Annotated in this window: 20 protein-coding genes; 9 read left to right on the top strand and 11 right to left on the bottom strand. The window is 71.5% G+C overall.

The window, feature by feature from the left end; translation table 11 throughout:
• Positions 1 to 279: 279 nt before the first annotated feature.
• From OHA64_RS13055 to OHA64_RS13040, 4 genes are all read right to left on the bottom strand, one after another.
• Positions 280 to 903, bottom strand: coding sequence for a GntR family transcriptional regulator (locus tag OHA64_RS13055; protein WP_405612367.1), 624 nt, complete (start codon positions 901 to 903; stop codon positions 280 to 282).
• Positions 904 to 1,121: 218 nt separating this feature from the next.
• Positions 1,122 to 2,909, bottom strand: a complete 1,788-nt coding sequence (gene sucB / locus OHA64_RS13050) for a 2-oxoglutarate dehydrogenase, E2 component, dihydrolipoamide succinyltransferase (protein ID WP_405612365.1) — start codon at positions 2,907 to 2,909, stop codon at positions 1,122 to 1,124.
• Positions 2,910 to 2,974: 65 nt separating this feature from the next.
• Positions 2,975 to 4,363, bottom strand: coding sequence for a dihydrolipoyl dehydrogenase (gene lpdA, locus OHA64_RS13045; protein ID WP_405612363.1), 1,389 nt, complete (start codon positions 4,361 to 4,363; stop codon positions 2,975 to 2,977).
• Positions 4,364 to 4,611: 248 nt separating this feature from the next.
• Positions 4,612 to 6,150 carry a leucyl aminopeptidase gene (locus tag OHA64_RS13040; RefSeq protein WP_405612361.1) on the bottom strand — a complete coding sequence of 513 codons (1,539 nt, stop codon included), beginning with the start codon at positions 6,148 to 6,150 and terminating at the stop codon, positions 4,612 to 4,614.
• A gap of 260 nt (positions 6,151 to 6,410) precedes the next feature.
• Here OHA64_RS13040 and OHA64_RS13035 point away from each other — a divergent pair, with 260 nt between their 5' ends.
• Positions 6,411 to 7,199 carry an endo alpha-1,4 polygalactosaminidase gene (locus tag OHA64_RS13035; protein WP_405612359.1) on the top strand — a complete coding sequence of 263 codons (789 nt, stop codon included), beginning with the start codon at positions 6,411 to 6,413 and terminating at the stop codon, positions 7,197 to 7,199.
• Positions 7,200 to 7,211: 12 nt separating this feature from the next.
• On the opposite strand, the gene OHA64_RS13030 is transcribed toward OHA64_RS13035, so the two are convergent.
• Entirely contained in the window at positions 7,212 to 7,988 is a 777-nt protein-coding gene (locus tag OHA64_RS13030) for an adenosylcobinamide-GDP ribazoletransferase (protein ID WP_405623958.1), read from the bottom strand.
• 136 nt (positions 7,989 to 8,124) lie between these two features.
• Between OHA64_RS13030 and OHA64_RS13025 the strand changes: the two genes are divergently transcribed.
• A complete protein-coding gene (locus tag OHA64_RS13025; protein ID WP_405612357.1) occupies positions 8,125 to 8,877 on the top strand; it encodes a hypothetical protein in 753 nt (250 codons plus the stop codon).
• On the opposite strand, the gene OHA64_RS13020 is transcribed toward OHA64_RS13025, so the two are convergent.
• From OHA64_RS13020 to cobT, 3 genes are all read right to left on the bottom strand, one after another.
• Complete coding sequence (locus OHA64_RS13020; RefSeq protein WP_405612355.1) at positions 8,829 to 9,515, bottom strand: hypothetical protein; 687 nt, start codon at positions 9,513 to 9,515, stop codon at positions 8,829 to 8,831. The genes OHA64_RS13025 and OHA64_RS13020 overlap by 49 nt on opposite strands.
• A gap of 49 nt (positions 9,516 to 9,564) precedes the next feature.
• Positions 9,565 to 11,394 carry a phosphatidylglycerol lysyltransferase domain-containing protein gene (locus tag OHA64_RS13015; RefSeq protein ID WP_405612353.1) on the bottom strand — a complete coding sequence of 610 codons (1,830 nt, stop codon included), beginning with the start codon at positions 11,392 to 11,394 and terminating at the stop codon, positions 9,565 to 9,567.
• 149 nt (positions 11,395 to 11,543) lie between these two features.
• Complete coding sequence (gene cobT / locus OHA64_RS13010; RefSeq protein WP_405612351.1) at positions 11,544 to 12,746, bottom strand: nicotinate-nucleotide--dimethylbenzimidazole phosphoribosyltransferase; 1,203 nt, start codon at positions 12,744 to 12,746, stop codon at positions 11,544 to 11,546.
• Between the two features lie 138 nt (positions 12,747 to 12,884).
• Here cobT and OHA64_RS13005 point away from each other — a divergent pair, with 138 nt between their 5' ends.
• Positions 12,885 to 13,595: a class I SAM-dependent methyltransferase gene (locus OHA64_RS13005; RefSeq protein ID WP_405612349.1), complete on the top strand. Its 711-nt coding sequence runs from the start codon at positions 12,885 to 12,887 to the stop codon at positions 13,593 to 13,595.
• Here the strand turns inward: OHA64_RS13005 and OHA64_RS13000 are convergent.
• Positions 13,584 to 14,786 carry a bifunctional adenosylcobinamide kinase/adenosylcobinamide-phosphate guanylyltransferase gene (locus tag OHA64_RS13000; protein WP_405612347.1) on the bottom strand — a complete coding sequence of 401 codons (1,203 nt, stop codon included), beginning with the start codon at positions 14,784 to 14,786 and terminating at the stop codon, positions 13,584 to 13,586. The two genes, OHA64_RS13005 and OHA64_RS13000, sit on opposite strands and share 12 nt — an antisense overlap.
• 203 nt (positions 14,787 to 14,989) lie before the next feature.
• Between OHA64_RS13000 and OHA64_RS12995 the strand changes: the two genes are divergently transcribed.
• The gene (locus tag OHA64_RS12995) at positions 14,990 to 15,205 is read left to right on the top strand and encodes a hypothetical protein (RefSeq protein WP_405612345.1); all 216 of its coding nucleotides are present in this window, start codon (positions 14,990 to 14,992) and stop codon (positions 15,203 to 15,205) included.
• Between the two features lie 96 nt (positions 15,206 to 15,301).
• Here the strand turns inward: OHA64_RS12995 and OHA64_RS12990 are convergent, their stop codons facing one another.
• Both OHA64_RS12990 and OHA64_RS12985 read right to left on the bottom strand, forming a co-directional pair.
• A complete protein-coding gene (locus OHA64_RS12990; RefSeq protein WP_405612343.1) occupies positions 15,302 to 16,003 on the bottom strand; it encodes a methyltransferase domain-containing protein in 702 nt (233 codons plus the stop codon).
• Positions 16,004 to 16,086: 83 nt separating this feature from the next.
• Positions 16,087 to 16,716 (bottom strand): DUF3043 domain-containing protein, encoded by a 630-nt coding sequence (locus OHA64_RS12985; protein ID WP_405612341.1) that lies wholly within the window; start codon positions 16,714 to 16,716, stop codon positions 16,087 to 16,089.
• Between the two features lie 296 nt (positions 16,717 to 17,012).
• Between OHA64_RS12985 and OHA64_RS12980 the strand changes: the two genes are divergently transcribed.
• The 5 genes from OHA64_RS12980 (at position 17,013) to OHA64_RS12960 (ending at position 23,408) form a co-directional block, all read left to right on the top strand.
• Positions 17,013 to 17,780, top strand: coding sequence for a PspA/IM30 family protein (locus OHA64_RS12980; protein ID WP_405623957.1), 768 nt, complete (start codon positions 17,013 to 17,015; stop codon positions 17,778 to 17,780).
• Between the two features lie 73 nt (positions 17,781 to 17,853).
• Positions 17,854 to 18,132, top strand: coding sequence for a hypothetical protein (locus OHA64_RS12975; protein WP_405612339.1), 279 nt, complete (start codon positions 17,854 to 17,856; stop codon positions 18,130 to 18,132).
• A 102-nt stretch (positions 18,133 to 18,234) separates the two neighbouring features.
• Complete coding sequence (locus OHA64_RS12970) at positions 18,235 to 19,464, top strand: sensor histidine kinase (RefSeq protein ID WP_405612337.1); 1,230 nt, start codon at positions 18,235 to 18,237, stop codon at positions 19,462 to 19,464.
• Entirely contained in the window at positions 19,461 to 20,144 is a 684-nt protein-coding gene (locus OHA64_RS12965) for a response regulator (RefSeq protein WP_405612335.1), read from the top strand. The genes OHA64_RS12970 and OHA64_RS12965 overlap by 4 nt, the downstream gene beginning before the upstream one ends.
• A 159-nt stretch (positions 20,145 to 20,303) precedes the next feature.
• Positions 20,304 to 23,408, top strand: coding sequence for an efflux RND transporter permease subunit (locus OHA64_RS12960; RefSeq protein ID WP_405612333.1), 3,105 nt, complete (start codon positions 20,304 to 20,306; stop codon positions 23,406 to 23,408).
• The last annotated feature ends 28 nt before the right edge of the window (positions 23,409 to 23,436 follow it).

Raw genomic sequence — 23,436 nt, 5'->3', positions numbered from 1 at the left:
CCTTCCTCCGTCGAAAGGGGGGTTCCCTCATCGGTAAGGGTTCGGGGTTGCCCTTGGTCTTTGGCAGGACAGGGCGAGGGCCTCGGTGCTGTGACACCTTGCGGCTTGCGCCGCGTGGCCCGTCGGTGACCTTAACTCCCTGATCGATGATCGATCAAAGGGTTGCGGGGTAAAACTTCTTGATAACGAGAAAGTAGGCACGGGGTGCCTTTCGACCAGGCACGCCGTGCCGGGCCAGTTGGGACTTTTCGCAGGTGAGCAGGGGTGTGCTCGGCTGCGTCAGGCCCGCGGCGCGCATCCCAGCACGTGCGCCTTCACCAGCTCCGCGATCCTCGGGTCCCGCCTCCGGAACGCCTGCACCAGTTCCTCGTGCTCCTCCGCGTACGACTGCTGCACCGTCCCCAGCCAGCGGATCGACAAGGCCGTGAACACCTCGATGCCCAGGCCCTCCCAGGTGTGCAGCAGGACCGAGTTGCCGGCCGCGCGGACCAGCTCCCGGTGGAAACCCACCGTGTGCCGCACCTGGGCCGTGCCGTCGGCCTCCCGGTCGGCGTCGTACAGGGCGGAGACATGGGGCTCCAGCGCCGAGCAGTCCTCCGCCAGCCGCACCGCCGCCAGCTCCGCCGCGATCGCCTCCAGACCGGCCCGGACCGGGTAGCTCTCCTCGAGGTCCGCCGCCGTCAGGTTGCGCACTCGCACGCCCTTGTTCGGCGCGGACTCGATCAGCCGCAGCGACTCCAGCTCGCGCAGCGCCTCCCGCACCGGAGTCTGGCTGACCTCCAGCTCGGTCGCGATCCGCCGCTCCACGATCCGCTCGCCCGGCTGCCAGCGGCCGCTGACGATCCCCTCCACGATGTGCTCGCGGATCTGTTCGCGCAGCGAGTGGACGACGGGCGCGGTCATGAGAGCTCCTTAGGGAGGGGCCGCCCCTCGGCCCCTGGCGCGTTTGACGTTTAGACAATACGGCCGAGTACACGTCCGGGAGGGTCGCACGGGGGTGCTTTCGCGCAGGTGAGACGAGGCTTACACGCTCTCAGCTGGGAGTCTTCGGCCGAGACGGGAAAAGCGGTGCCCCCGCCCGGAAACTCCGGGCGGGGGCACCGTACAGCTGCCGCTGGGGGCTACAGGCCGAGCTCGACCTCGAACTCGCCCGCCTCCAGGATCGCCTTGACCGCGGTCAGGTAACGGGCCGCGTCGGCGCCGTCCACCAGACGGTGGTCGTAGGAGAGGGTCAGGTAGGTCATGTCGCGGACGCCGATGACCGTGCCCTCCTCCGTCTCGATGACCGCCGGACGCTTGACCGTGGCACCGATACCGAGGATCGCGACCTGGCCCGGCGGCACGATGATCGTGTCGAAGAGCGCACCGCGCGAACCGGTGTTGGAGATGGTGAAGGTCGCGCCGGACAGCTCGTCCGGAGTGATCTTGTTGGCGCGGACCTTGCCCGCGAGCTCCGCCGTGGCCTTGGCGATACCGGCGATGTTGAGGTCACCGGCGTGCTTGATGACCGGGGTCATCAGGCCCTTCTCGGAGTCCACCGCGATACCGATGCTCTCGGTGTCGAAGTAGGTGATGGTCCCGTCGGCCTCGTTGATCCTGGCGTTGATCGGCGCGTGCGCCTTCAGCGCCTGGGCCGCCGCCTTGACGAAGAACGGCATCGGGGAGAGCTTGACGCCCTCACGGGCCGCGAACGAGTCCTTGGCCCGGCCGCGCAGCTTCATCAGACGCGTGACGTCGACCTCGACGACCGAGGACAGCTGCGCCTGCTCGTGCAGCGCCTTGACCATGTTGTCGCCGATGACCTTGCGGATGCGCGGCATCTTGACGGTCTGGCCGCGGAGGGGAGAGGCCTCCAGGGTCGGCGCCTTCTTGGCGGCCGGTGCAGCGGCGGCGGCCGGAGCCGGAGCGGCTGCGGCGGCCTTCGCGGCCTCGGCGGCGGCGGTGACGTCCTGCTTGCGGATCCGGCCGCCGACGCCGGTGCCCTTGACGGTGGCCAGGTCGACGCCGTTCTCGGCGGCGAGCTTGCGCACCAGCGGGGTCACGTAGGCGCCGTCGTCACCGGAGGTGGCGGCCGGAGCCGGAGCTGCGGCGGGCGCGGGCGCGGGAGCGGACGGGACCGGCTCGGGAGCCGGGGTGGTCTGCTGCTGCGGGGCCGGAGCCGTGGGCGCCTGCGGGGCCGGCGCCGGGGCCGCGGGGGCGGCCGGGGCGGGAGCCGGAGCGGGGGCCTCGGCAGCCGGGGCCGGAGCCGGGGCGGCGGGGGCCGGTGCGGCGGCCGGAGCCGCGCCCGGGGCGCCGATGACGGCCAGCTTGGCACCGACCTCGGCCGTCTCGTCCTCGGCGACCGTGATCTCCAGCAGCACACCGGAGGTGGGCGCCGGGATCTCGGTGTCGACCTTGTCCGTGGAGACCTCGAGCAGCGGCTCGTCGGCCTCGACGGAGTCGCCGACCTCCTTCAGCCACCGGGTGACGGTGCCTTCGGTGACGGACTCGCCGAGCGCGGGCAGGACGACGTCCGTGCCCTCGGCGCTGCCGCCGCCGGAAGCGGCCTCCGCGGTGGGAGCGGGCGCCGGGGCGGCCTGCTCGGTGGACGGCCGGGCGGCCGGCTCGGGCTCGGGAGCCGGAGCGGCGACCTCCTCGGCCGCGGGGGCCGGGGCGGCAGCCGGTGCGCCGGTGCCGTCGTCGATGACGGCCAGCTCGGCGCCGACCTCGACCGTCTCGTCCTCGGCGACCTTGATGGACGCCAGGACACCGGCGGCGGGCGACGGGATCTCGGTGTCGACCTTGTCGGTCGAGACCTCGAGCAACGGCTCGTCGGCCTCTACGCGCTCACCCTCGGCCTTCAGCCAGCGGGTGACGGTGCCCTCGGTGACGCTCTCGCCGAGCGCCGGAAGGGTTACGGAAACCGCCATGGTTTCGGTTGCTCCTTACGAAATTGCGGAAGTCTGTGTTCGTCGCGGAGTTCGTCGACCGAGGGTCAGTCGTGCGCGTGGAGGGGCTTGCCGGCCAGGGCCAGGTGGGCCTCGCCCATCGCCTCGTTCTGGGTCGGGTGGGCGTGGATGAGCTGCGCGACCTCGGCGGGCAGCGCCTCCCAGTTGTAGATCAGCTGGGCTTCGCCGACCTGCTCGCCCATGCGGTCGCCGACCATGTGGACGCCGACCACGGCACCGTCCTTGACCTGGACGAGCTTGATCTCGCCCGAGGTGTTGAGGATCTTGCTCTTGCCGTTGCCCGCGAGGCTGTACTTCAGAGCGACGACCTTGTCCGCACCGTAGATCTCCTTGGCCTTGGCCTCGGTGATGCCCACGGAGGCGACCTCGGGGTGGCAGTACGTCACCCGGGGGACACCGTCGTAGTCGATCGGAACGGTCTTGAGACCGGCCAGGCGCTCCGCCACCAGGATGCCCTCGGCGAAGCCGACGTGCGCGAGCTGGAGCGTCGGGACCAGGTCACCGACGGCGGAGACGGTCGGGACGTTGGTGCGCATGTACTCGTCGACCAGGACGTAGCCGCGGTCCATGGCGACGCCCTGCTCCTCGTAGCCCAGGCCCTGGGACACGGGGCCGCGGCCGACGGCCACCAGCAGGACCTCCGCCTCGAACTCCTTGCCGTCGGCGAGGGTGACCTTGACACCGTCCTGGGTGTACTCGGCCTTCGAGAAGAAGGTGCCCAGGTTGAACTTGATGCCGCGCTTGCGGAACGCGCGCTCAAGAAGCTTGGAGGAGTTCTCGTCCTCGACCGGGACGAGGTGCTTCAGGCCCTCGATCACGGTGACGTCCGAGCCGAAGGACTTCCAGGCGGAGGCGAACTCGACGCCGATGACACCGCCGCCGAGGACGATCGCCGACTTCGGCACACGGTCCAGCACGAGGGCGTGGTCGGAGGAGATGATCCGGTCGCCGTCGATCTCCAGGCCCGGCAGCGACTTCGGCACGGAGCCGGTCGCGAGGAGCACGTGGCGGCCCTGGACGCGCTGACCGTTGACATCGACGGAGGTCGCCGAGGACAGACGTCCCTCGCCCTCGATGTACGTCACCTTGCGCGAGGCGATGAGACCCTGCAGACCCTTGTACAGGCCCGCGATGACGCCGTCCTTGTACTTGTGGACGGCCGGTACGTCGATGCCCTCGAGGGTGGCCTTCACACCGAACTGCTCGCTCTCGCGGGCCTGGTCGGCGATCTCGCCCGCGTGCAGCAGGGCCTTGGTGGGAATGCAACCCCGGTGCAGGCAGGTACCGCCGACCTTGTCCTTCTCGATCAGGGCGACGTCCAGGCCCAGCTGCGCCCCGCGCAGGGCCGCGGCGTAACCACCGCTACCACCGCCGAGGATCACTAGGTCGAAAACGGTGCTGGCGTCGTTCGCCACGTCACGTCCTCCATGCATGTGCGCCACGCCGGTCTCCAGTGACCGGTCGGCGGCTGGTGTCCGGCCGCTCGTTCTTCGGCCCTTCGGTGGGGGCCCTGTCCTGCCGAGCCCCATCTTCGCACCTGTCGCCGGTGAAAGAGACGCCGGGCCGGGCTGTGAGACGCACCACGCTCATTTGTGACCACACACCGGGCAGTCGGCCGGCGGGGCCTCGCACCACCCGCACGCGAGGCCCCGCCGACCACGACTCAGCCCAGATCGCCCGCCGCGGTCAGCTCGGCCAGCCGGACCAGCGTGCGCACGGCCGTACCCGTACCGCCCTTGGGTGTGTAGCCGAACGGGCCGCCGTCGTTGTACGCGGGCCCGGCGATGTCCAGGTGCGCCCAGGTGATCCCCTCACCCACGAACTCCCGCAGGAACAGCCCGGCGACCAGTCCGCCGCCCATCCGCTCACCCATGTTCGCGATGTCGGCGGTGGGGGAGTCCATCCCCTTGCGCAGGTGTTCCGGCAGCGGCATCGGCCACGCCGGCTCACCCACCTCCTCGGCGGCCTCGTGCACCGCGGAGCGGAACGCGTCGTCGTTCGCCATGACCCCGAACGTCCGGCTGCCCAGCGCCAGCATCATCGCGCCGGTCAGCGTCGCCACGTCCACGATCGCGTCCGGCTTCTCCTCCGACGCCGCCCACAGCGCGTCGGCCAGGACCAGCCGGCCCTCCGCGTCGGTGTTGAGCACCTCCACCGTCTTGCCGCTGTACATGCGCAGCACGTCACCCGGCCGGGTCGCGGAACCCGACGGCATGTTCTCGGCCAGCGCCAGCCAGCCGGTGACATTGACCTCCAGGCCGAGCCGCGCGGCGGCGACGACCGCGGCGAAGACCGCTGCCGCCCCGCTCATGTCGCACTTCATCGTCTCGTTGTGACCGGCCGGCTTCAGCGAGATGCCGCCCGAGTCGTACGTGATGCCCTTGCCGACGAAGGCGAGGTGCTTCTTCGCCTTGGAGGAGGTGTACGACAGCTTCACCAGCCGCGGACCCGCCGCCGACCCGGCGCCGACTCCGAGGATGCCGCCGTAGCCGCCCTTGACCAGGGCCTTCTCGTCGAGCACCTGCACCTTGATGCCGTGCTCCTTCGCCGCGGTCTGCGCGACGGCGGCGAACGCCTCGGGGTCGAGGTCGTTCGGCGGCATGTTGATCAGGTCGCGGGCGCGGTTGAGCTCCTCGACCACGGCGGTGGCGCGTTCGAGCGCCGCCTTGTACTCCCGGTCGCGGGGCTTGCCGCCGAGCAGCGCGGCCTCGGCGAGCGGCGCCTTGCCGTTCTTGGCCTTGGCGCCCTTGCTGTTGGCGGCCGCGCCGGCCTTGTACGCGTCGAAGCTGTACGCCCCGAGCAGTACGCCCTCCGCGACCGCGCCGGCGTCGGCGGCGTCCGCGAGCGGCAGCGCGAACGCGGCCTTCTTCGTGCCGGTGAGGGCGCGGGCCGCGACACCGGCGGCCTTGCGGAGTGCCTCCGCGTCGAACCCGGAGTCCTTCTCGGGCTCGGCGCCCAGGCCCACCGCCACCACGAGCGGCGCCTTGAAGCCTGCCGGTGCGGGCAGCTTCGTCACTTCGCCCTCGGCACCGGCGGCGCCGAGGGTCTCCAGGACGCCGGCGAGTTTGCCGTCGTACGCCTTGTCCACGGCCTCGGCGCCCGGTGCGACGACCGGGCCTTCGGCACCCTTGGCAACACCGATCACGATCGCGTCGGCCCGCAGGCCGGGCGCCGCGGCGGTACTGAGAGTGAGAGCAGTCACGGTGGTGAAATCTCGCTTCCGTTGAAGTGTGCTGTGGCCGAACACGGGTGGGTCGACCGGGCCCGACAAGCGACCCTGGAGCCCTCCTGCGGAACGGTCTTGACAGGGCGGGCAAAGCCCCGGCATGAGCCTACGCTCGGGACCGCTGCCGCTCACACGGGTCCTGAGCTCTACGAAGGCGGACCCGGGGGAACGTGCCCGCCCCGTAGATCATCCTTGGAGGTGAAACACCACTTCCCGCACACTCTGGAGCCCGCCCGGTGAGACGCCCCGCCCTGTTCGCTGCCCTGTTCCTGCTGCTGACGGCCTGCACGACAGCCCCCGGTCGGGACGCCGGCGGGCAGGCCGGCGACCGCTGGCGGCCGCACCCGGGAGTGGCCTGGCAGTGGCAGCTCAGCGGCCGTGTCGACACCGGCGTCGACGTCCCGGTCTACGACATCGACGGCTTCGACCAGTCCGGGGCGACGGTCGCCGCGCTGCACGACGAGGACCGCAAGGTGATCTGCTACCTCTCGACCGGGGCCTGGGAGGACTGGCGGCCCGACGCCGACGAGTTCCCCAGGTCGGTGCTGGGCAAGGGCAACGGCTGGAAGGGGGAGCGCTGGCTCGACATCCGTCGCACGGACGTTCTGAAGCCCCTGATGGCGGCCCGCATCGACATGTGCCGCGAGAAGGGCTTCGACGCGGTGGAGCCGGACAACATGGACGGCTACCGCAACCGCACCGGCTTCCCGCTGACGGCCTCGGACCAGCTCCGCTACAACCGGCTGGTCGCCGAGCTGGCCCACGACCGCGGTCTGGCCGTGGGCCTGAAGAACGACCTCGACCAGATCCCGCAGCTGGTGGCCGACTTCGACTTCGCGGTCAACGAACAGTGCGCCCAGTACGGGGAATGCGCTGCCCTGAAGCCCTTCATCACGGCGGACAAGGCCGTGTTCCACGTCGAGTACGAACTGCCGACCGACCGATTCTGCGCCGACTCCCGTCGCCTGAAGCTGAGTTCGATGCTCAAGAAGTACGAACTGGGGGTGTGGCGCGAGGCCTGTTGACCACCCCGGCGCTCACCTCAGCGTCAGCACCACGAGCGCGGTGGTGGCCGCGGTCTCGGCGAGCCCTCCGAACACGTCACCGGTCACTCCGCCGAACCGCCGGGTGCAGTGCCGCAGGAGGAGTTCGGCGATCCCGACGGCGACGACGACCGACAGTGCCGTGCGACCGATGTCGTACGCCCCGAGGAGCGCGCCCGCGCCGGCGGCGGCCACGACGGTGCCAAGGGCGGTGAGCAGGGCGGCGCGCGCCGGGACCACGCCCGCGACCGCCGCGCCCAGCCCCTCCGGCCGCGCGGCCGGCACCCCGGCGCGGGCCGCCAGGGTGAGCGCGAGGCGTGCGGCGGTCGCCGAGACGACGGCGGCCACCGCGCCCCCGGTCCACGAGGCGCCGTACAGCTGCGACAGCGCGGCCACCTGCGCGAACAGGACGAGGACGAGGGCGATCACCCCGAAGGGCCCGATGTCCGACTGCTTCATGATCCGCAGGGCGTCCTCGGCGGGCTTGCCGCTGCCGAGCCCGTCCGCCGTGTCCGCGAGCCCGTCGAGATGCAGACCCCGGGTGAGGACGGCGGGCACCGCGACGGTGGCGACGGCGGCCAGGAGGGACGAGGCACCGAGGAGGAGCAGCAGGAGCCCGACGGCGGCGGAGAGGCCCCCCAGCACCACTCCGACCAGCGGAGCGCAGAGCATTCCGCCCCGGGCGGCCTCCCGGTCCCAGCGGCTCACCCTGACGGGGAGCACACTGAGGGTGCCGAAGGCGAAACGGAAACCGTCGAGCGGCAGGACCATGGACACCTCCGCAGACTAGCCAGTGCCGCGGCAGGCAATGTTCGCCCCGTCCGCCCCACAAACATCTCCGCCACGGTCCTAGCCCGGACGCCACATCCGCCGGGCGGCCCTCCCCGCCCCCAGGAAGACTGGGAGCATGGGCCACTGGCTGCAGCGCAACATCGTCGAACCGGGCAAACTCCCGCTGTTGCTGGCCCTGACCGCCTTCGTCCTCACCTTCCTGATCACCCGGGTCATCACCCGCATGATCCGGGCGGGCAAGGGGCCCTTCGGCAACGTCAGCACCGGGGGAGTGCACATCCACCACGTGGTCCCCGGGATCATCCTCACCGTCCTCGGCGGCTTCGGGGCGGTCGCCAGCCATCGGCACGGCTTCGGCTCGTCCGCCTTCGCGGTCGTCTTCGGAATCGGCACGGGCCTGGTGCTGGACGAGTTCGCGCTGATCCTGCACCTCGACGACGTCTACTGGACCGAGGCCGGCCGGCAGAGCGTCGAGGTGGTGGTGCTCACGGCGGCCCTCGTTGGCCTGGCCCTCGTCGGGTTCCTGCCGTTCGGCGTCGACGACATGTCGCAGGAGGAGCTACAGGACCGCGGCGGCGTCATCTCCGGCGTGGTGGTCAACTTCCTCTTCGCCCTGCTCGTGCTGAGCAAGGGCAAGGTCCGCATGGCGATCTTCAGCGTGATCATCCCCCTTGTCGGTCTCTTCGGACTTGTCCGCCTGGCCCGCCCCGGCTCCTTCTGGGCCAAGCGCTTCTACCGGCGTCGCCCGCGGGCCCGCGCGAAGGCGATCCTGCGTGCCTACCGTCACGACCGCCGCTGGGTGGGCCCCCGCCGCAGGCTTCAGGACCTGATCGGCGGCAAGCCGGACCCGGTGGTCGCCCGCCGGTGACGCAGGGCCGACACCCCGCACAGCACCAGGGCCACCGCGATGGCCGCCAGATGTTCCTTGCCGGCCAGGTTCTCCGCCACCACCGCCTCGACCACCATCGCCGCGATCACCCCGCCCGCGGTGACACGGGCGCCGTAGCGCCAACCCAGGAACACCGCGAGGCCCACCACGGCCGCCGACGGGCCGGTGTCCACCACGTACGCGTCCGAGCCGGGCAGGCCCAGGGCGTGGTCGGGGCCCAGCCGGATGCCCAGGCGCGCGTAGAGGGTCCCGGCGAGCGTGGCCGCGTAGGCCAGAGCGAGCGTCCGCCACCGGCCCAGACAGATCTCGGCGATCCCGAACACCAGCAGGAGCTGCGCCAGGGCACCCCACACGGGAAGGTCCAGCGCGGGCACGAACAGGGAGAGAGGAGTGCGCAGCAGCGCCGGCCACAGGGGATCCACGGCGCGCACGGCCCCGATGTCCTGCACGAACCGGTAACCCCACGACTGGTTCTGCACGTAGTGCAGCAGCGCCGTCAGACACACCGCGCCGATCGTCATCGGGATCGCCCGCCACCCGCGCCGGAGCAGCGGCTCACGCACGGTGACGTACAGCAGCCCCCATTCGGCGCGGACCCAGCGGGTGAGCGTCTTCATCGGGTGCTCCCCGTTTCCGTCCCCGCCCCCGTCCCCCTCTCCGTCCTCGTCACGTCCGTGTCGCCGTGAGCTTCGGCAGTCCCGGCGCCTGGAGGAACCCCTCCGCGCGCGCCGACGCGATGCCGATGCGCGGCAGGTCCGCGCTCTTCTCGAAGAGCAGGAACCGCGGCTCCCAGATGGGCCGGTACTTGGCGTTGGCGCGGTACAGCGACTCGATCTGCCACCAGCGGGAGAAGAAGCTGAGCAGCGAGCGCCACAGCCTCAGCACCGGCCCGGCACCCAGACGTGCGCCACGTTCGAAGACCGACCGGAACATGGCGAAGTTGAGCGAGACCTGGGTGACCTGGATCTCGTGGGCGCGGCGCAGGAGTTCGATCACCATGAACTCCATCAGGCCGTTGTCGGAGTTCCGGTCGCGCCGCATGAGGTCGAGGGACAGCCCGTGCGGCCCCCAGGGCACGAAGGACAGCAGGGCCCTCAACTCGCCCCTGGCGTCGGTGCACTCGATCATCACGCACCGCCCGTCGTCCGCATCCCCGAGTCGCCCCAGCGCCATGCTGAACCCGCGTTCGGTGGCTCCGTCCCGCCAGGCGTCGGCGCGTTCCAGCAGACACGTCATCTCGGCGGCCGGAATGTCCTCGTGCCGTCGGACGCGCACCGCGTACCCCGCCCGGCCGACCCGGTTGTGGGCCTGTCGCACGGTCCGCATGGCCCGCCCCTCCAGCGTGAACTCGGCCACCTCGACGATCGCCTCGTCCCCGAGTTCCAGGGCGTCCAGACCGTGCCGCGCGTACACGGTTCCCGCCTCCTCGCCCGCGCCCATCACCGCCGGGATCCACCCGTGCGCCCGCGCCTCGGCGAGCCAGGGCTCGATCGCGCCGGGCCAGGCCTCCGGGTCGCCGAGCGGATCACCGGAGGCCAGCGACACCCCGCCGATGACCCGGTACGCCACGGCCGCCTTGCCGGTCGGCGACCAGACGACGCTCTTCTCCCGCCGCAACGCGAAGTACCCGAGCGAGTCCCGCTCACCGTGCCGCTCCAGCAGCGCCCGCAGCCGTCGCTCGTCGTCCTCGGTGAGCGGGTCCACGGCCCGCCGGGAGCGGAAGGCGGCGTACAGGACGGCGAGGACGAGGACCGTGCTGAGCACGTTGACGACGACGTTCACCCAGTTCGGCGGGGCGATCCCGGGGAGGTGGGAGTCGTCTGCGGCGACCGAGACCAGCCGCAGGGTGCCGTAGCGCCAGCGCTCCGCGAAGGCGGACGGGCCGGGCGCCTGGTCGGTGACCGTCACCAGCAGCGCGGCGAGCAGCGAGGACACCAGCAGCCCGCCGACCGCGACGGCGGCGGCGAGCTTCGGGTTGGACCGGTCGCCCTTGGCGTAGAACTCCCGCCGCCCGACCAGCAGCGCGGCCACGAACGCGGAGGTGAGGACGAGCGACATCCAGTTCTGGGCGTACTGCCGCACCTCCGGGGCCGCCATGGCCCAGCCGAACAGCAGCAGGAACGGCCCGGCCAGCGCGAGGTTCAGGATCCAGGCCGCCCGTTTCCGCCGCCCCATGGTGATCGCGAGGAACACCGTGAACACACCGGAGGCGAAGCCGGCGGTCAGCAGATACGGCGTGAAGTAGTTCTCCTGGTTGTGGCGGCGCACGTCCTGCCCCAGGGAGACCCACACCGCACTGAGGAAGTTGACGAACGCGACGGCACGCAGGTACCACACGGCGAGCCCGGCGGCCCGCCGCGAAGCGGCCGTGGACCGCCGGTCCACCGTGGCGTGCCGGTCCGGCACGGTCGGTGGGGCCGACGTACCCGGTCGGGCCGTCGTACCCGGTGGGGTGCGGGGCCGGTCCTGTTCCGTGGCAATTCGGACATCTCCCATGAATGGGGATCATGCCCGTTTTCCACCGCCGTGACGCTCAGCCACGACGGCGTACGGCGGCGTAGGGCGGCGCCGGGGCGTGAGGGCGCCCGGCCGCGTCGGTGCCCGGCCGTGACCGCGTGGTCCCACGGTGCCGAACCGGCCGGAGGCTACGCCTCTTTCCCCGGTGCCCCGTCCTTTCGCAGCTCGCCGGAGTCCTCCAGTTTTCCGGAGTTCTCCAACCCCTCGGACCCCTCCAACCCCTCGGTCTTCTCCAGTCCCTCGGGCCCCTCCAGCTCTCCCGAATCCTCCGGCTTCTCAGAAAACTCCGGCTTCTCAGGAAGCTCCGCGGCCAGCGCCGCCGCGGCCTGTACCAGCGGCAACGCCAACAGCGCGCCCGCGCCCTCCCCGACGGTCACGCCGTGATCCAGCAGAGGCTCCAAGGCCATCCGGTCCAGCGCCTTCGCCTGCCCCGGCTCCCCGCTGCTCTGCCCGGCCAGCCACCAGTCCGGCGCCCGGAACGCGATCCGCTGCCCCACCAGCGCGCACGCGGCCACCACGACCCCGTCCAGAATCACCGGCAACTTCCGCACCGCGCTCTGCAGCAGGAACCCGGTGATCGCGGCGAGGTCCGCCCCGCCGACCGTCGCCAGCAACTGCAACTGCTCCCCGAGCACCGGCCGGGCCCGCCGCAGCGCGTCCCGGATCGCCGCGCACTTGCGCATCCACGCGAGGTCGTCGATGGCCTGACCGCCCCGCCCGGTCACCACGGACGCGTCCGTCCCGCACAGCGCGGCGATCAGCACGCCCGCCGCCGTGGTGCCGCCCACGCTCACATCGCCGAGCACCACCAGATCCGTACCGGAGTCGGCCTCCTCGTCGGCCACCGCCACCCCGGCCCGGAAGGCGGCCTCCGCCTCCTCCAGGGTCAGCGCGTCCTCGATGTCGATACGCCCGCTGCCGCGCCGCACCCGGTGCCGCGTGACCTCGCCGGGCAGGGCCTCCGGCGCGCAGTCCAACGCCATGTCGATCACCCGCACCGGCACCCCGAGCCGCCGCGCGAGCACCGACACCGGGCGGCCGCCCTCCAGGACCTCCCGCACCAACTCCGCGGCGGTGCCCGCGGGTCGTGCCGAGACGCCCAGTTCGGCGATCCCGTGGTCCCCGGCGAACAGCACGACCCGCGGCCGGTCGACCGTGCGTACCGGCACGGCGGACTGTGCCGCGGCCAGCCACTCACCCAGTTCGTCGAGGCGGCCCAGTGCTCCGGGCGGCACGATCTGACGTTCCCGGCGCGCCTCGGCGTCGCGGCGCACACCACCGTCGGGGCGCTCGATCAGATCGGTGAAGTCGTCGAGATTAAGCGAGCTCATTCGCCGAACAGTACCGGCCGCGATCGAACACGACGGCGTCATGTCGCCACGACGACGGAGCGACGTCGTTGCGCTCCAGATCGCCATCCCATACGTTCCGTTTTGCAGCGGATTGTCATACGTCTCCGGGAGCCGCCCATGCCCGCACCGTCCGCCCTCTCCGCGCGGCGCCTGCGCTCCACGGCCCGGGCGATACTGCCGTTCCCCGAGCCGGAGAGCTGGCTGGACGTCGGCACCGGCGAGGCCCGCTTCCCGAAGGCGGCGAAGGAGCTCTTCCCTTACACGTCTTTCGACGGCCTGGACGCCACCCACCGGGTCGAGCTGGCCCGGCGCGCCGAGCACGTCGAGGAGGCCCATGTGGGGCTCCTGACGGACCCGCGGATCACGACCCGGCTGCGCGCCCGCTATGACGTGGTCAGCATGCTCCACCACCTGCCGCACACCCCGGACCCCCGCGAGGAACTCCACGCGGCGCTGGCCGTCCTGCGTCCCGGTGGTCACCTCCTGCTCGAAGCCCCCGACCCGCAGTGCGCGTTCGCCTCACTCCTCGGCGAACGATGGCTCCCGCGGGCCCGCCGGCTGCGGCTGCTGTCCCTGGACGACCTGTGCACGGAACTGGAGTCCCAGGGCTGCACGATCGTCAGGACGGACCGCCGGGCCGCGCACCTCCCCCACGACCTGTCGGCCGCGCTGTCCCTGTCCCTGCCCCGGTATCTGCCCCCGTGGGCGACCAGCCCCCTGGTGGCCGCGGCGAAGGCGCTGGACCACGCCCTGGCCCCCCTGCTCGGACGCACCCGCTTCTCGAACACCTACCGACTCATCGCCCGCCGCGATGCGTCAGCCCCGTAGCACCAGCGCCTGACCAGCGACCACCAGCAGCACCTGCTCGCACTCGTTCGCGAACGCCGCGTTCAGCCGCCCGAGTTCGTCCCGGTAGCGCCGTCCGGACGCGGTGGCCGGCACGATCCCCGAGCCCACCTCGTTCGACACGGCGACCACGGTCCGCCCGGTGGCGCGGACCGCCTCCGTCAACTCCCGTACCCGCGCCCGCAACGCCCGTTCGCCGCCGTCGGCCCACTGGGCGTCGTCCCACGCCCCGACGGCGTCCATTGCGTCCGTCAGCCACAGCGACAGACAGTCCACGAGCAACGGCGGCCCGTCCTCCTTCAGCAGCGGCACCAGGTCGCACGTCTCGGCCGTACGCCACGACCCCGGCCGCCGTTCCCGGTGCGCGGCGACGCGGGCCGCCCACTCGCTGTCCTCGTTGCGGGAACCGCCGGTCGCGACATACAGCACGTCCGGAAAGGCCTCCAGCCGCCGCTCGGCCTCCACCGACTTCCCCGACCGGGCGCCGCCCAGCACCAGCGTCCGCCGCGGCACATCCGGTACGTCCTCGTACACGCCCACCGCAAGAGTCGTCCCGTCCGGCACCGCCCGCGCCCCCGCCGCGGCCAGCCGGCGTCGCATCTCGGGCCCCGGCGAAGCGTCGTGGTCGAGATGCACGGCGATCACGTCCGTCGTGGGCCCGACCGCCCCCACGGCCCGCAGTCGCGCCAGGGCGTCCGGCCGCCCCACGACATCCGCGAGCACCATGTCGTACGTTTCCGTGGCACCCTCTTCCAGTCCGGCGGGCGCACCCCCGGGCGGCAGGTACAGCAGCCGCTGCCCGCCCGGCCCGGCCACCGCGTACCCGGTGCCCGGCGTGTCCATCGCCACCGCCCGCACCCGATGCCCCGTCAGCAGCGCCAACTCCCGCCCGTCGGGCACCCGTCCGGGCTGCGGCAGCCCCGCAGGCACCTCGACCGCCGGCCCGTCGTGCGGATGCGACAGCAGCACCTGCCGTACCCGGCTCAGCGAATGCCCCGCCCGGGCCGCCGCGAACGCCGCACCGGGCGTCAGATCGAGCAGCAAGGTCCCGTCCACGAGCACCGCGGTGGCCGCCCGGGCGGCCACCCCGAGGGCGGTGGCACAGACAGCACAGGGACAGTCGGGGCGGGGAAGCCCCGCGGGGGCGCCGGTACCGAGCAAAGTTGCTTCCACGGCCCCGATTCTCGCCGGTCGCCGCTGCTCGTGCGCGCCCGAGTCCCCCGAGGGACGCGGGACCGCCGCTACATGCGGCTCCGCCGCATCGTGAACCTCCCCCGGTTCTGCACAGCTGACCCAGCGGAGCGAATAGGGTGCGGAGAGGAGCCGGACCAAGATCCGGCTCCTGCTCTGCTCGTGCTCAGACGTGGGAGGCGTACATGGCGGCATGGACGTGGCGATTCGAGACGGCCGACGGGGCGGAGGTCCAGCCCGCGGTGCAGCCCGAGGAATTCACCACGCAGGGGGACGCCGAGTCCTGGCTCGGGGAGTACTGGAAGGACCTGCTGGCCGGCGGCGCGGAACAGGTGCGTCTGTTCGAGGACGCCACGGAGATCTACGGGCCGATGAGCCTGCGCGCGGCGGAAGAGGCATAGGGGGGCGGGGGCGGCCGTGCACCGGTCGCCCCTTCTCACTGCTCGCCGGTGTCACATCCCGGGGGGCCAGGGCGGCCAGGGGCGGCCTGCATGGGCTCAGCCGCGCACTCCGCACAGATGCAGCAGGGCCGCCACTCCGCGATACGGGTCCGAGCGCCCCGCCCGTTCCTCGACCGCGAGCAGATCCGACAAGTCGTCCGGGACATCCGTCCCGTCCGCCGCCGTGTCCGTGAAGACCCGCACGCCGTACCAGGCCTGCAAAGGCGCCCCGATGCCGGCGAGCGTCGCGGTCAGCGTCTCCAGCCGGTCGGCCCGGACGTCGAGGCCCAGCCGGTTGAGGTAGGCGGTGGTGTCGAAGGCGGTGAGCGCCCCGGCCCAGTCCCCGGACAGTCCCGGCCGCATCGCCAGCGCGTTCCCGTTGCGCACGAGGAGCGAGAGCAGCCCGCCCTGGGCGAGCATCCGGGCCAGCCCCGCCAGCAGCGGATCCGGCTCCTCGACGTACATCAGCACGCCGTGGCACAGCACCACGTCGAAGCTGCCCGGCAGGAAGTGCACCCCGGTGTCCCGGCCGTCGCTCTGGACGAGCCGCATCCGCGCCCGGATCCCCTCCGGCTCGGCGGCGAGCGCCTCCCTGGCGACAGAGATCATCTGGGGATCCTGCTCGACCCCGGTGACCTGGTGCCCGGCCCGGGCCAGCCGCAGCGCCTGCGTGCCCTGGCCCATCCCCACGTCGAGTACCCGCAGCCGTCGCCCCACCGGGAACCGCCCGGCTATCTGCTCGTCGAGCTGCCGGGCCACCAGCTCCTGTCGTACGACATCCCGCAGCTCACCCAGCTTGTTCAGCCAGGCATCCGCCGCGCCCCCGGTGAACGGCGTCGTGCTCAGGGCCGCTCTCCACGCTTGACCTGCGGCTTCGGCAGTCGGAGCCGACGCATCTGGAGGGAGCGCATCAGCGCGTAGGCGACCGCGCCCTTACGGCCCTGGTCCGGGAAGCGCTCGGCCAGCCGCTTCTTCAGGCGGAAGCCCGTGAGGATCGAGTCGAGCACGATCAGCACGATCACGACCAGCCACAGCAGCAGCGCGATGCTCTGCAGCGAACCCACCCGCACCATGCTCAGCACGAGGATGACCACGGCCATCGGCAGGAAGAACTCCGCCACGTTGAACCGCGAGTCGATGTAGTCGCGGGCGAACTTGCGCACGGGGCCCTTGTCACGCGCGGGCAGGTACCGCTCGTCGCCGGTGGCCAGGGCCTGGCGCTGCTTGTCCATCTGGACGCGGCGCTCGTCGCGCTGGCGTTTGGCGGCCTCCTTGCGCGTCGTCGGCGTGTTGGCCACGCTGCGGCGCACCGACTGGGCCTCACTCCGCTTGGGTGTGGGCCGGCCCTTCGGGGCCTGCGGGTCACGGGTCAGCTTGGAGTCGGTCAGCGGCGCCTTGTCGGCGGCGGGGGCCTTCTCATCCTTCGCACGGCTACGGAACACAAAAACCAAGGGTACGGGGTGCGGGGGCATGGACCCCAGCCCGGTGGGGAACGATCCGGCAACACCAGTCGTCTGTACTGGGGACAGATGGGGACGTCGGTGACCCAATACTCACTCGGTGACCCGGTGCTCACCCTGAAGGTCACCTACTCCTTACGCGGGAGCGGGGCCTGGCGCAGTCGTCCTTGGGGATGAGCGCATCAGTCCCTGAACAGTGCGGTAATGGATGCAGGGCCCGTACTGTGGGTTCTGTCGCAGCAGCTGAGCTGGAGTCCGTCAGAAGGGGGCGCGCGAAGCCCATGAGCGGTGTCATGAAGCGTATGGGGATGATCTTCCGCGCGAAGGCGAACAAGGCCCTTGACCGGGCCGAGGACCCGCGCGAAACCCTCGATTACTCGTACCAGAAGCAGCTGGAGCTGCTGCAGAAGGTGCGCCGTGGAGTCGCCGACGTGGCGACCAGCCGCAAGCGCCTGGAACTCCAGCTGAACCAGTTGCAGTCGCAGTCGTCCAAGCTGGAGGACCAGGGCCGCAAGGCGCTGGCGCTGGGCCGCGAGGACCTGGCCCGTGAGGCGCTCTCCCGTCGTGCCGCGCTCCAGCAGCAGGTGACCGACCTGGAGACACAGCACTCCACGCTGCAGGGCGAGGAGGAGAAGCTCACCCTGGCGGCCCAACGGCTCCAGGCCAAGGTCGACGCCTTCCGTACGAAGAAGGAGACGATCAAGGCCACGTACACCGCGGCCCAGGCGCAGACCCGGATCGGCGAGGCGTTCTCCGGCATCTCCGAGGAGATGGGCGACGTCGGCCTGGCCATTCAGCGCGCCGAGGACAAGACCGCGCAGCTCCAGGCCCGGGCGGGAGCGATCGACGAACTCCTCGCCTCCGGCGCGCTCGACGACCAGTCCGGCATGCACAAGGACGACATCCAGGCCGAGCTGGACCGGCTCTCCGGTGGTACGGATGTAGAGCTGGAGCTGCAGCGCATGAAGGCGGAGCTGGCCGGCGGCACCTCCGGGCAGCAGGCCCTCGAAGGTGGCACGAGCCAGCAGCAGTCCCAGCAGCAGCCGCAGGACACCCCCCGCTTCGACAAGCAGTGACAAGCAGTGACAAGCAGTCGCACAGTGTGACGAGCAGGGACAAACAGTAGGGCCCACGCCTGAGGAGGGCGACATGATCGTACGGATCATGGGGGAGGGGCAGGTGAGGCTGGCCGACGGCCACCTCACCGAGCTGAACAAGCTGGACGACGAGCTGCTCGCCGAGATGGAGAACGGCGACGGCCCCGGCTTCCGCCGCACCCTGGAAGCCTTGCTGTCCAAGGTCCGCGAACTGGGCGAGCCGCTCCCGGACGACTCCCTGGAACCGTCGGAACTCATCCTCCCGTCGCAGGACGCGACCCTGGAGGACGTCCAGGAACTACTGAGCGACGACGGGCTGATCCCGGGCTGAGCCCCCGCCTTCCGCAAGCCCGGCTCCGCACCTGAGGCAGACAGGAAACGTACAGGTGGCCCCCGTTCCGCCCCCGTCGGGGCCCCCGTACCGTTGGCAGACGTGAGCACCCTCGACCGCGCCCGGCGTCACGTCAGGGCGCACCCCATGGCGCTGGACGCGGCGATCGCAGCCGGCGTCCTCGTCTGCATGGTGGCCGGCTCGTTCGTGGACCCGCACTCGGAGCGCGACGTCAGCTGGGGCCTGCGCACCCCCGACACCCTCAGCCTGGTCCTGATCGTGCTCGGCTCGGTCGCCCTCGTGTTCCGCCGGCGAGCCCCCCTGACGGTCCTCGCCCTCACCGGAACCGTCTCCCTCGTCGAGGCAGTCACCAGCGACCCGCGTGCCCCCGTCGCCATGTCCGCGGTGATCGCCCTCTACACCGTCGCCGCCACCACCGACCGCCCCACCACCTGGCGCGCCGGACTGCTCACCATGACCGTCCTCACCGGCGCCTCCATGCTCGCCGGCCCGCTCCCCTGGTACGCCCAGGAGAACCTCGCGATCTTCGCCTGGACCGGCATCGGCGCCACCGCCGGCGACGCGGTCCGCAGCCGCCGCGCCTTCGTCCACGCCATAAGGGAGCGCGCCGAACGGGCCGAGCGCACCCGTGAGGAGGAGGCCCGCCGCAGGGTCGCCGAGGAACGCCTGCGCATCGCCCGTGACCTGCACGACGTCGTCGCCCACCACATCGCCCTGGTCAACGTCCAGGCCGGGGTCGCCGCCCACGTCATGGACAAGCGGCCCGACCAGGCCAAGGAGGCCCTGGCCCACGTACGGGAGGCCAGTCGCTCCGCGCTCAACGAACTGCGCGCCACCGTCGGCCTGTTGCGCCAGTCCGGGGACCCGGAGGCGCCGACCGAACCCGCCCCCGGCCTGGACCGGCTCGACGAACTCGTCGGCACCTTCCGCAGCGCCGGACTGCGCGTCGAGGTCGCCCGCGCCGACCACGGCACCACCCTGCCCGCCGCCGTCGGTCTGGCCGCCTACCGGATCGTCCAGGAGGCCCTCACCAACGTCCAGAAGCACGCCGGGACGCAGGCGAAGGCCGAGGTCAGCGTCGTCCGGGTGGGACCGGACATCGAGATCACCGTCCTCGACAACGGGACCGGCGAGGACGACGCCCCGCAGACCGGCGGCGGCCACGGCCTGCTCGGCATGCGGGAGCGGGTGACCGCCCTGCGCGGCACCCTCACCACCGGTCCCCGCTACGGCGGCGGCTTCCGCGTCCATGCGATCCTGCCGGTCAAGACCAGCACAGCCGTCACCGGAACGCCGGGGGAGCCCGTATGACCATCCGTGTCCTGCTCGCCGACGACCAGGCCCTGCTGCGCAGCGCCTTTCGCGTGCTCGTCGACTCCGAGCCCGACATGGAGGTCGTGGGCGAGGCGTCCGACGGAGCGGAGGCGGTGCGGCTGACCCGGGAACAGCGCGCCGACGTCGTCCTGATGGACATCCGGATGCCCGGCACGGACGGCCTCGCGGCCACCCGCATGATCAGCGCCGACGCCTCCCTCGCCCATGTCCGCGTGGTCATCCTGACCACCTTCGAGGTCGACGACTACGTCGTGCAGTCGCTGCGCGCGGGCGCCTCCGGCTTCCTCGGCAAGGGCTCCGAACCCGACGAACTCCTCAGCGCCATCCGGATCGCCGCCGGCGGCGAGGCCCTCCTGTCCCCGGCGGCCACCAAGGGTCTGATCGCCCGCTTCCTCGCCCAGGGCGACGCGGCGGACGACGAGCGGGACCCCGCCCGCGCGCAGCGCCTCGCCGCGCTCACCGGCCGGGAGCGCGAGGTACTGGTCCAGGTCGCCGGCGGGCACTCCAACGACGAGATCGCGGAGCGGCTGGAGGTCAGCCCGCTCACCGTGAAGACGCACGTCAACCGGGCCATGTCCAAGCTGGGCGCACGGGACCGGGCCCAGCTGGTGGTGATCGCGTACGAGTCGGGCCTGGTACGTCCAAGGGTGGAGTGAGCTCGACCTCGCCGTACTGCGCCCGGAGTATGCGCCGCATAAGGAACTGGACCTGGGGCCTACGGATCGGCACCCCCGCATGGCACAGGGTGTAGGGGCGGGCGCTCACATGTGCGGCCGCGTGAACTTCTGCCGCTCCAGAGGAGAGACCCTCACCCCATGTCCTGGCTGTCGAGATTCAGTCTCGCGCAACGGGCCCTGATAGGCCTGATGTCCATCATCGCGATCGCCTTCGGGGCGATCGCGATCCCGCAGCTGAAGCAGCAACTGCTGCCCACCATCGAACTGCCGGTCGTGTCCGTGCTGGCGCCCTACCAGGGCGCGTCTCCCGACGTCGTGGAGAAGCAGGTCGTCGAGCCCATCGAGGACAGCCTGGAGGCAGTCGACGGCATCTCGTCCGTCACCTCCACGGCGAGCGAGGGCAACGCCCTGATCATGGCGTCCTTCGACTACGGCATCGACACCCCGCAGCTGGTCGCCGACGTCCAGCAGGCCGTCAACCGGGCCCGCGTCCAGCTCCCGGACGACGTGGAGCCGCAGGTCGTCGCCGGGTCGACGGACGACATCCCGACCGTCGTCCTCGCCGTCACCTCCGACCAGGACCAGCAGGCCCTGTCCGACCGGCTCGACCGGACCGTCGTACCGGCTCTGAAGGACATCGACGGCGTCGGCCAGGTCACCGTCGACGGCGTACGGGACCTCCAGGTCACCGTCACCCCCGACGACGCGAAGCTGGCGAAGGCGGGTCTGACCGCTCAGGACCTCTCGCAGGCGCTCCAGGCGGGCGGCGCGACCGTCCCGGCCGGCTCCTTCGACGAGGACGGCGGCAACCGCACCGTCCAGGTGGGCGGCGGCTTCACCTCGCTGAAGCAGATCCAGGACCTGATGGTCACGGGCCAGGGCACCAAGAAGCCCGTACGCCTCGCCGACATGGCCGCGGTCGAGCAGCAGCAGGCCGTCGCCGACTCCATCACCCGGACGAACGGCAGGCCGAGCCTCGCGGTCACGGTCACCATGGACCACGACGGCAGTGCGGTCGCCATCTCCGACGCGGTCCAGGACAAGCTGTCCGACATGCGGGGGGACGTCGGTTCCGGCGCCACCGTCACGGTCGTCAGCGACCAGGGCCCGGCGGTCTCCAAGGCCATCGAGGGCCTGACCACCGAGGGCGCGCTCGGTCTGCTCTTCGCGGTCCTCGTCATCCTGGTCTTCCTCGCGTCGATCCGCTCGACGCTGGTCACGGCGGTGAGCATCCCGCTCTCCGTGGTCCTGGCCCTGATCGTGCTGTGGACCCGCGACCTGTCCCTGAACATGCTGACGCTGGGCGCGCTGACCATCGCCATCGGCCGGGTCGTCGACGACTCGATCGTGGTGCTGGAGAACATCAAGCGGCACCTCGGCTACGGCGAGGAGCGCCAGGACGCCATCCTGAAGGCGGTCCGTGAGGTGGCCGGCGCGGTGACGTCCTCGACGCTCACCACGGTCGCGGTCTTCCTGCCGATCGGCCTGGTCGGCGGCATGGTGGGCGAGCTGTTCGGCTCGTTCAGCCTGACCGTCACGGCGGCCCTGCTGGCCTCCCTGCTGGTGTCGCTGACGGTCGTCCCGGTCCTGTCGTACTGGTTCCTGCGCGTCCCGAAGGGCACCCCCGAGGACGCGGAGGAGGCCCGCCGCCAGGCCGAGGAGAAGGAGGCGAGGAGCAGGCTCCAGCGCCTCTACGTCCCCGTCCTGCGGTTCGCCACCCGGCGCCGTCTGACGAGCCTGGCGCTCGCGGCCGTCATCCTCGTCGGCACCTTCGGCATGGCGCCGCTGCTGAAGACGAACTTCTTCGACCAGGGCGAGCAGGAAGTCCTCACCGTCAAGCAGGAGTTGAAGCCCGGCGCCAGCCTGGCCACGACCGACGCCCAGGCGAAGAAGGTCGAGAAGCTGCTCTCCGCCACCAAGGGCGTGAAGGACTACCAGGTCACCATCGGCTCCTCCGGTTTCCTGGCGGCCTTCGGCGGCGGCACGGACACCAACCAGGCGTCGTACCAGGTGATGCTCAACGACTCGGCGTCGTTCGACGACGTGCAGAACGCCATCGAGGACGGCCTGCACAAGCTGTCCGGCATCGGCACCACCACGGTCGCCGCCGGTGACGGTTTCAGCAGCCAGGACCTGAGCGTGGTCGTGAAGTCCGCCGACGCCAACGTCCTGCGCGAGGCCTCGGAGGAGGTCCGCAAGACGGTGGCCGGCCTGGACGACGTCACGGACGTCACCAGCGACCTCTCGCAGAGCGTCCCGCGCATCTCGGTCAAGGCCAACTCCAAGGCGGCGGCGGCCGGTTTCAACGACCAGACCCTCGGCGCGGCCGTCGGCCAAGCCGTCCGGGGCACCACGGCGGCCCAGGCGATCCTGGACGACACGGAGCGGGACGTCGTCATCAGGTCGGCGAAGCCGGCCCGGACGCTGGACGCGCTGCGGAACCTTCGGCTGGGTCCGGTGAAGCTGGGTGACATCGCGGACGTGAAGCTGGTCGACGGCCCGGTCGCGATGACCCGTATCGACGGTCAGCGCGCCGCGACCATCACGGCGAAGCCGACCGGCGACAACACGGGCGCGGTGAGCGCCGACCTGACGTCGAAGCTCAACTCGCTCAAGCTCCCGGCGGGCGCCACGGCCGAGATCGGCGGGGTCTCCCAGGACCAGGACGACGCGTTCAAGAACCTTGCCCTGGCGATGCTCGCGGCGATCGCGATCGTCTTCATGCTCCTGGTCGCGACCTTCCGCTCGCTGGCCCAGCCGCTGATCCTGCTGGTCTCGATCCCGTTCGCGGCGACGGGCGCGATCGGGCTGCTGGTGGCGACGGGCACCCCGATGGGTGTCCCCGCGATGATCGGCATGCTGATGCTCATCGGCATCGTGGTCACCAACGCGATCGTGCTGATCGACCTGATCAACCAGTACCGAAAGCAGGGATACGGCGTCGTCGAGGCGGTCGTCGAGGGTGGCCGCCACCGGCTGCGCCCGATCCTGATGACGGCCCTGGCCACGATCTTCGCCCTGCTGCCGATGGCCCTCGGCGTCACCGGCGAGGGCGGCTTCATCGCCCAGCCGCTCGCAGTGGTCGTGATCGGCGGTCTGATCACCTCGACCCTGCTCACCCTGCTGCTGGTCCCGACGCTCTACGCGATGCTGGAGCTCCGCAAGGAGCGCCGGGCGAAGAAGCGGGCGGCGAAGAGGCAGGCCGCCGAGCCGGAGAAGACACCCGAGCCGGCCGGGGTGTGAGTGACTGAGGGCCGGGTCTCGTACGAGA

Source organism: Streptomyces sp. NBC_00076 (assembly GCF_045041235.1).
Lineage (GTDB): Bacteria > Actinomycetota > Actinomycetes > Streptomycetales > Streptomycetaceae > Streptomyces.
This window is presented reverse-complemented; position numbering and strand designations above follow the sequence as displayed.

Excerpts from the sequence above, each read along its gene's own strand:
- OHA64_RS13025 (WP_405612357.1), top strand. The coding sequence starts at position 8,125 with ATGGGCCACTGGCTGCAGCGCAACATCGTCGAACCGGGCAAACTCCCG.
- OHA64_RS12960 (WP_405612333.1), top strand. The coding sequence starts at position 20,304 with ATGTCCTGGCTGTCGAGATTCAGTCTCGCGCAACGGGCCCTGATAGGC.
- OHA64_RS12975 (WP_405612339.1), top strand. The coding sequence starts at position 17,854 with ATGATCGTACGGATCATGGGGGAGGGGCAGGTGAGGCTGGCCGACGGC.
- OHA64_RS12965 (WP_405612335.1), top strand. The coding sequence starts at position 19,461 with ATGACCATCCGTGTCCTGCTCGCCGACGACCAGGCCCTGCTGCGCAGC.
- OHA64_RS12985 (WP_405612341.1), bottom strand. The coding sequence starts at position 16,716 with ATGCCCCCGCACCCCGTACCCTTGGTTTTTGTGTTCCGTAGCCGTGCG.
- cobT (WP_405612351.1), bottom strand. The coding sequence starts at position 12,746 with ATGAGCTCGCTTAATCTCGACGACTTCACCGATCTGATCGAGCGCCCC.
- sucB (WP_405612365.1), bottom strand. The coding sequence starts at position 2,909 with ATGGCGGTTTCCGTAACCCTTCCGGCGCTCGGCGAGAGCGTCACCGAG.
- OHA64_RS13015 (WP_405612353.1), bottom strand. The coding sequence starts at position 11,394 with ATGGGAGATGTCCGAATTGCCACGGAACAGGACCGGCCCCGCACCCCA.
- OHA64_RS13005 (WP_405612349.1), top strand. The coding sequence starts at position 12,885 with ATGCCCGCACCGTCCGCCCTCTCCGCGCGGCGCCTGCGCTCCACGGCC.
- OHA64_RS13055 (WP_405612367.1), bottom strand. The coding sequence starts at position 903 with ATGACCGCGCCCGTCGTCCACTCGCTGCGCGAACAGATCCGCGAGCAC.
- OHA64_RS12980 (WP_405623957.1), top strand. The coding sequence starts at position 17,013 with ATGATCTTCCGCGCGAAGGCGAACAAGGCCCTTGACCGGGCCGAGGAC.
- OHA64_RS12995 (WP_405612345.1), top strand. The coding sequence starts at position 14,990 with ATGGCGGCATGGACGTGGCGATTCGAGACGGCCGACGGGGCGGAGGTC.
- OHA64_RS13030 (WP_405623958.1), bottom strand. The coding sequence starts at position 7,988 with ATGGTCCTGCCGCTCGACGGTTTCCGTTTCGCCTTCGGCACCCTCAGT.
- OHA64_RS13020 (WP_405612355.1), bottom strand. The coding sequence starts at position 9,515 with ATGAAGACGCTCACCCGCTGGGTCCGCGCCGAATGGGGGCTGCTGTAC.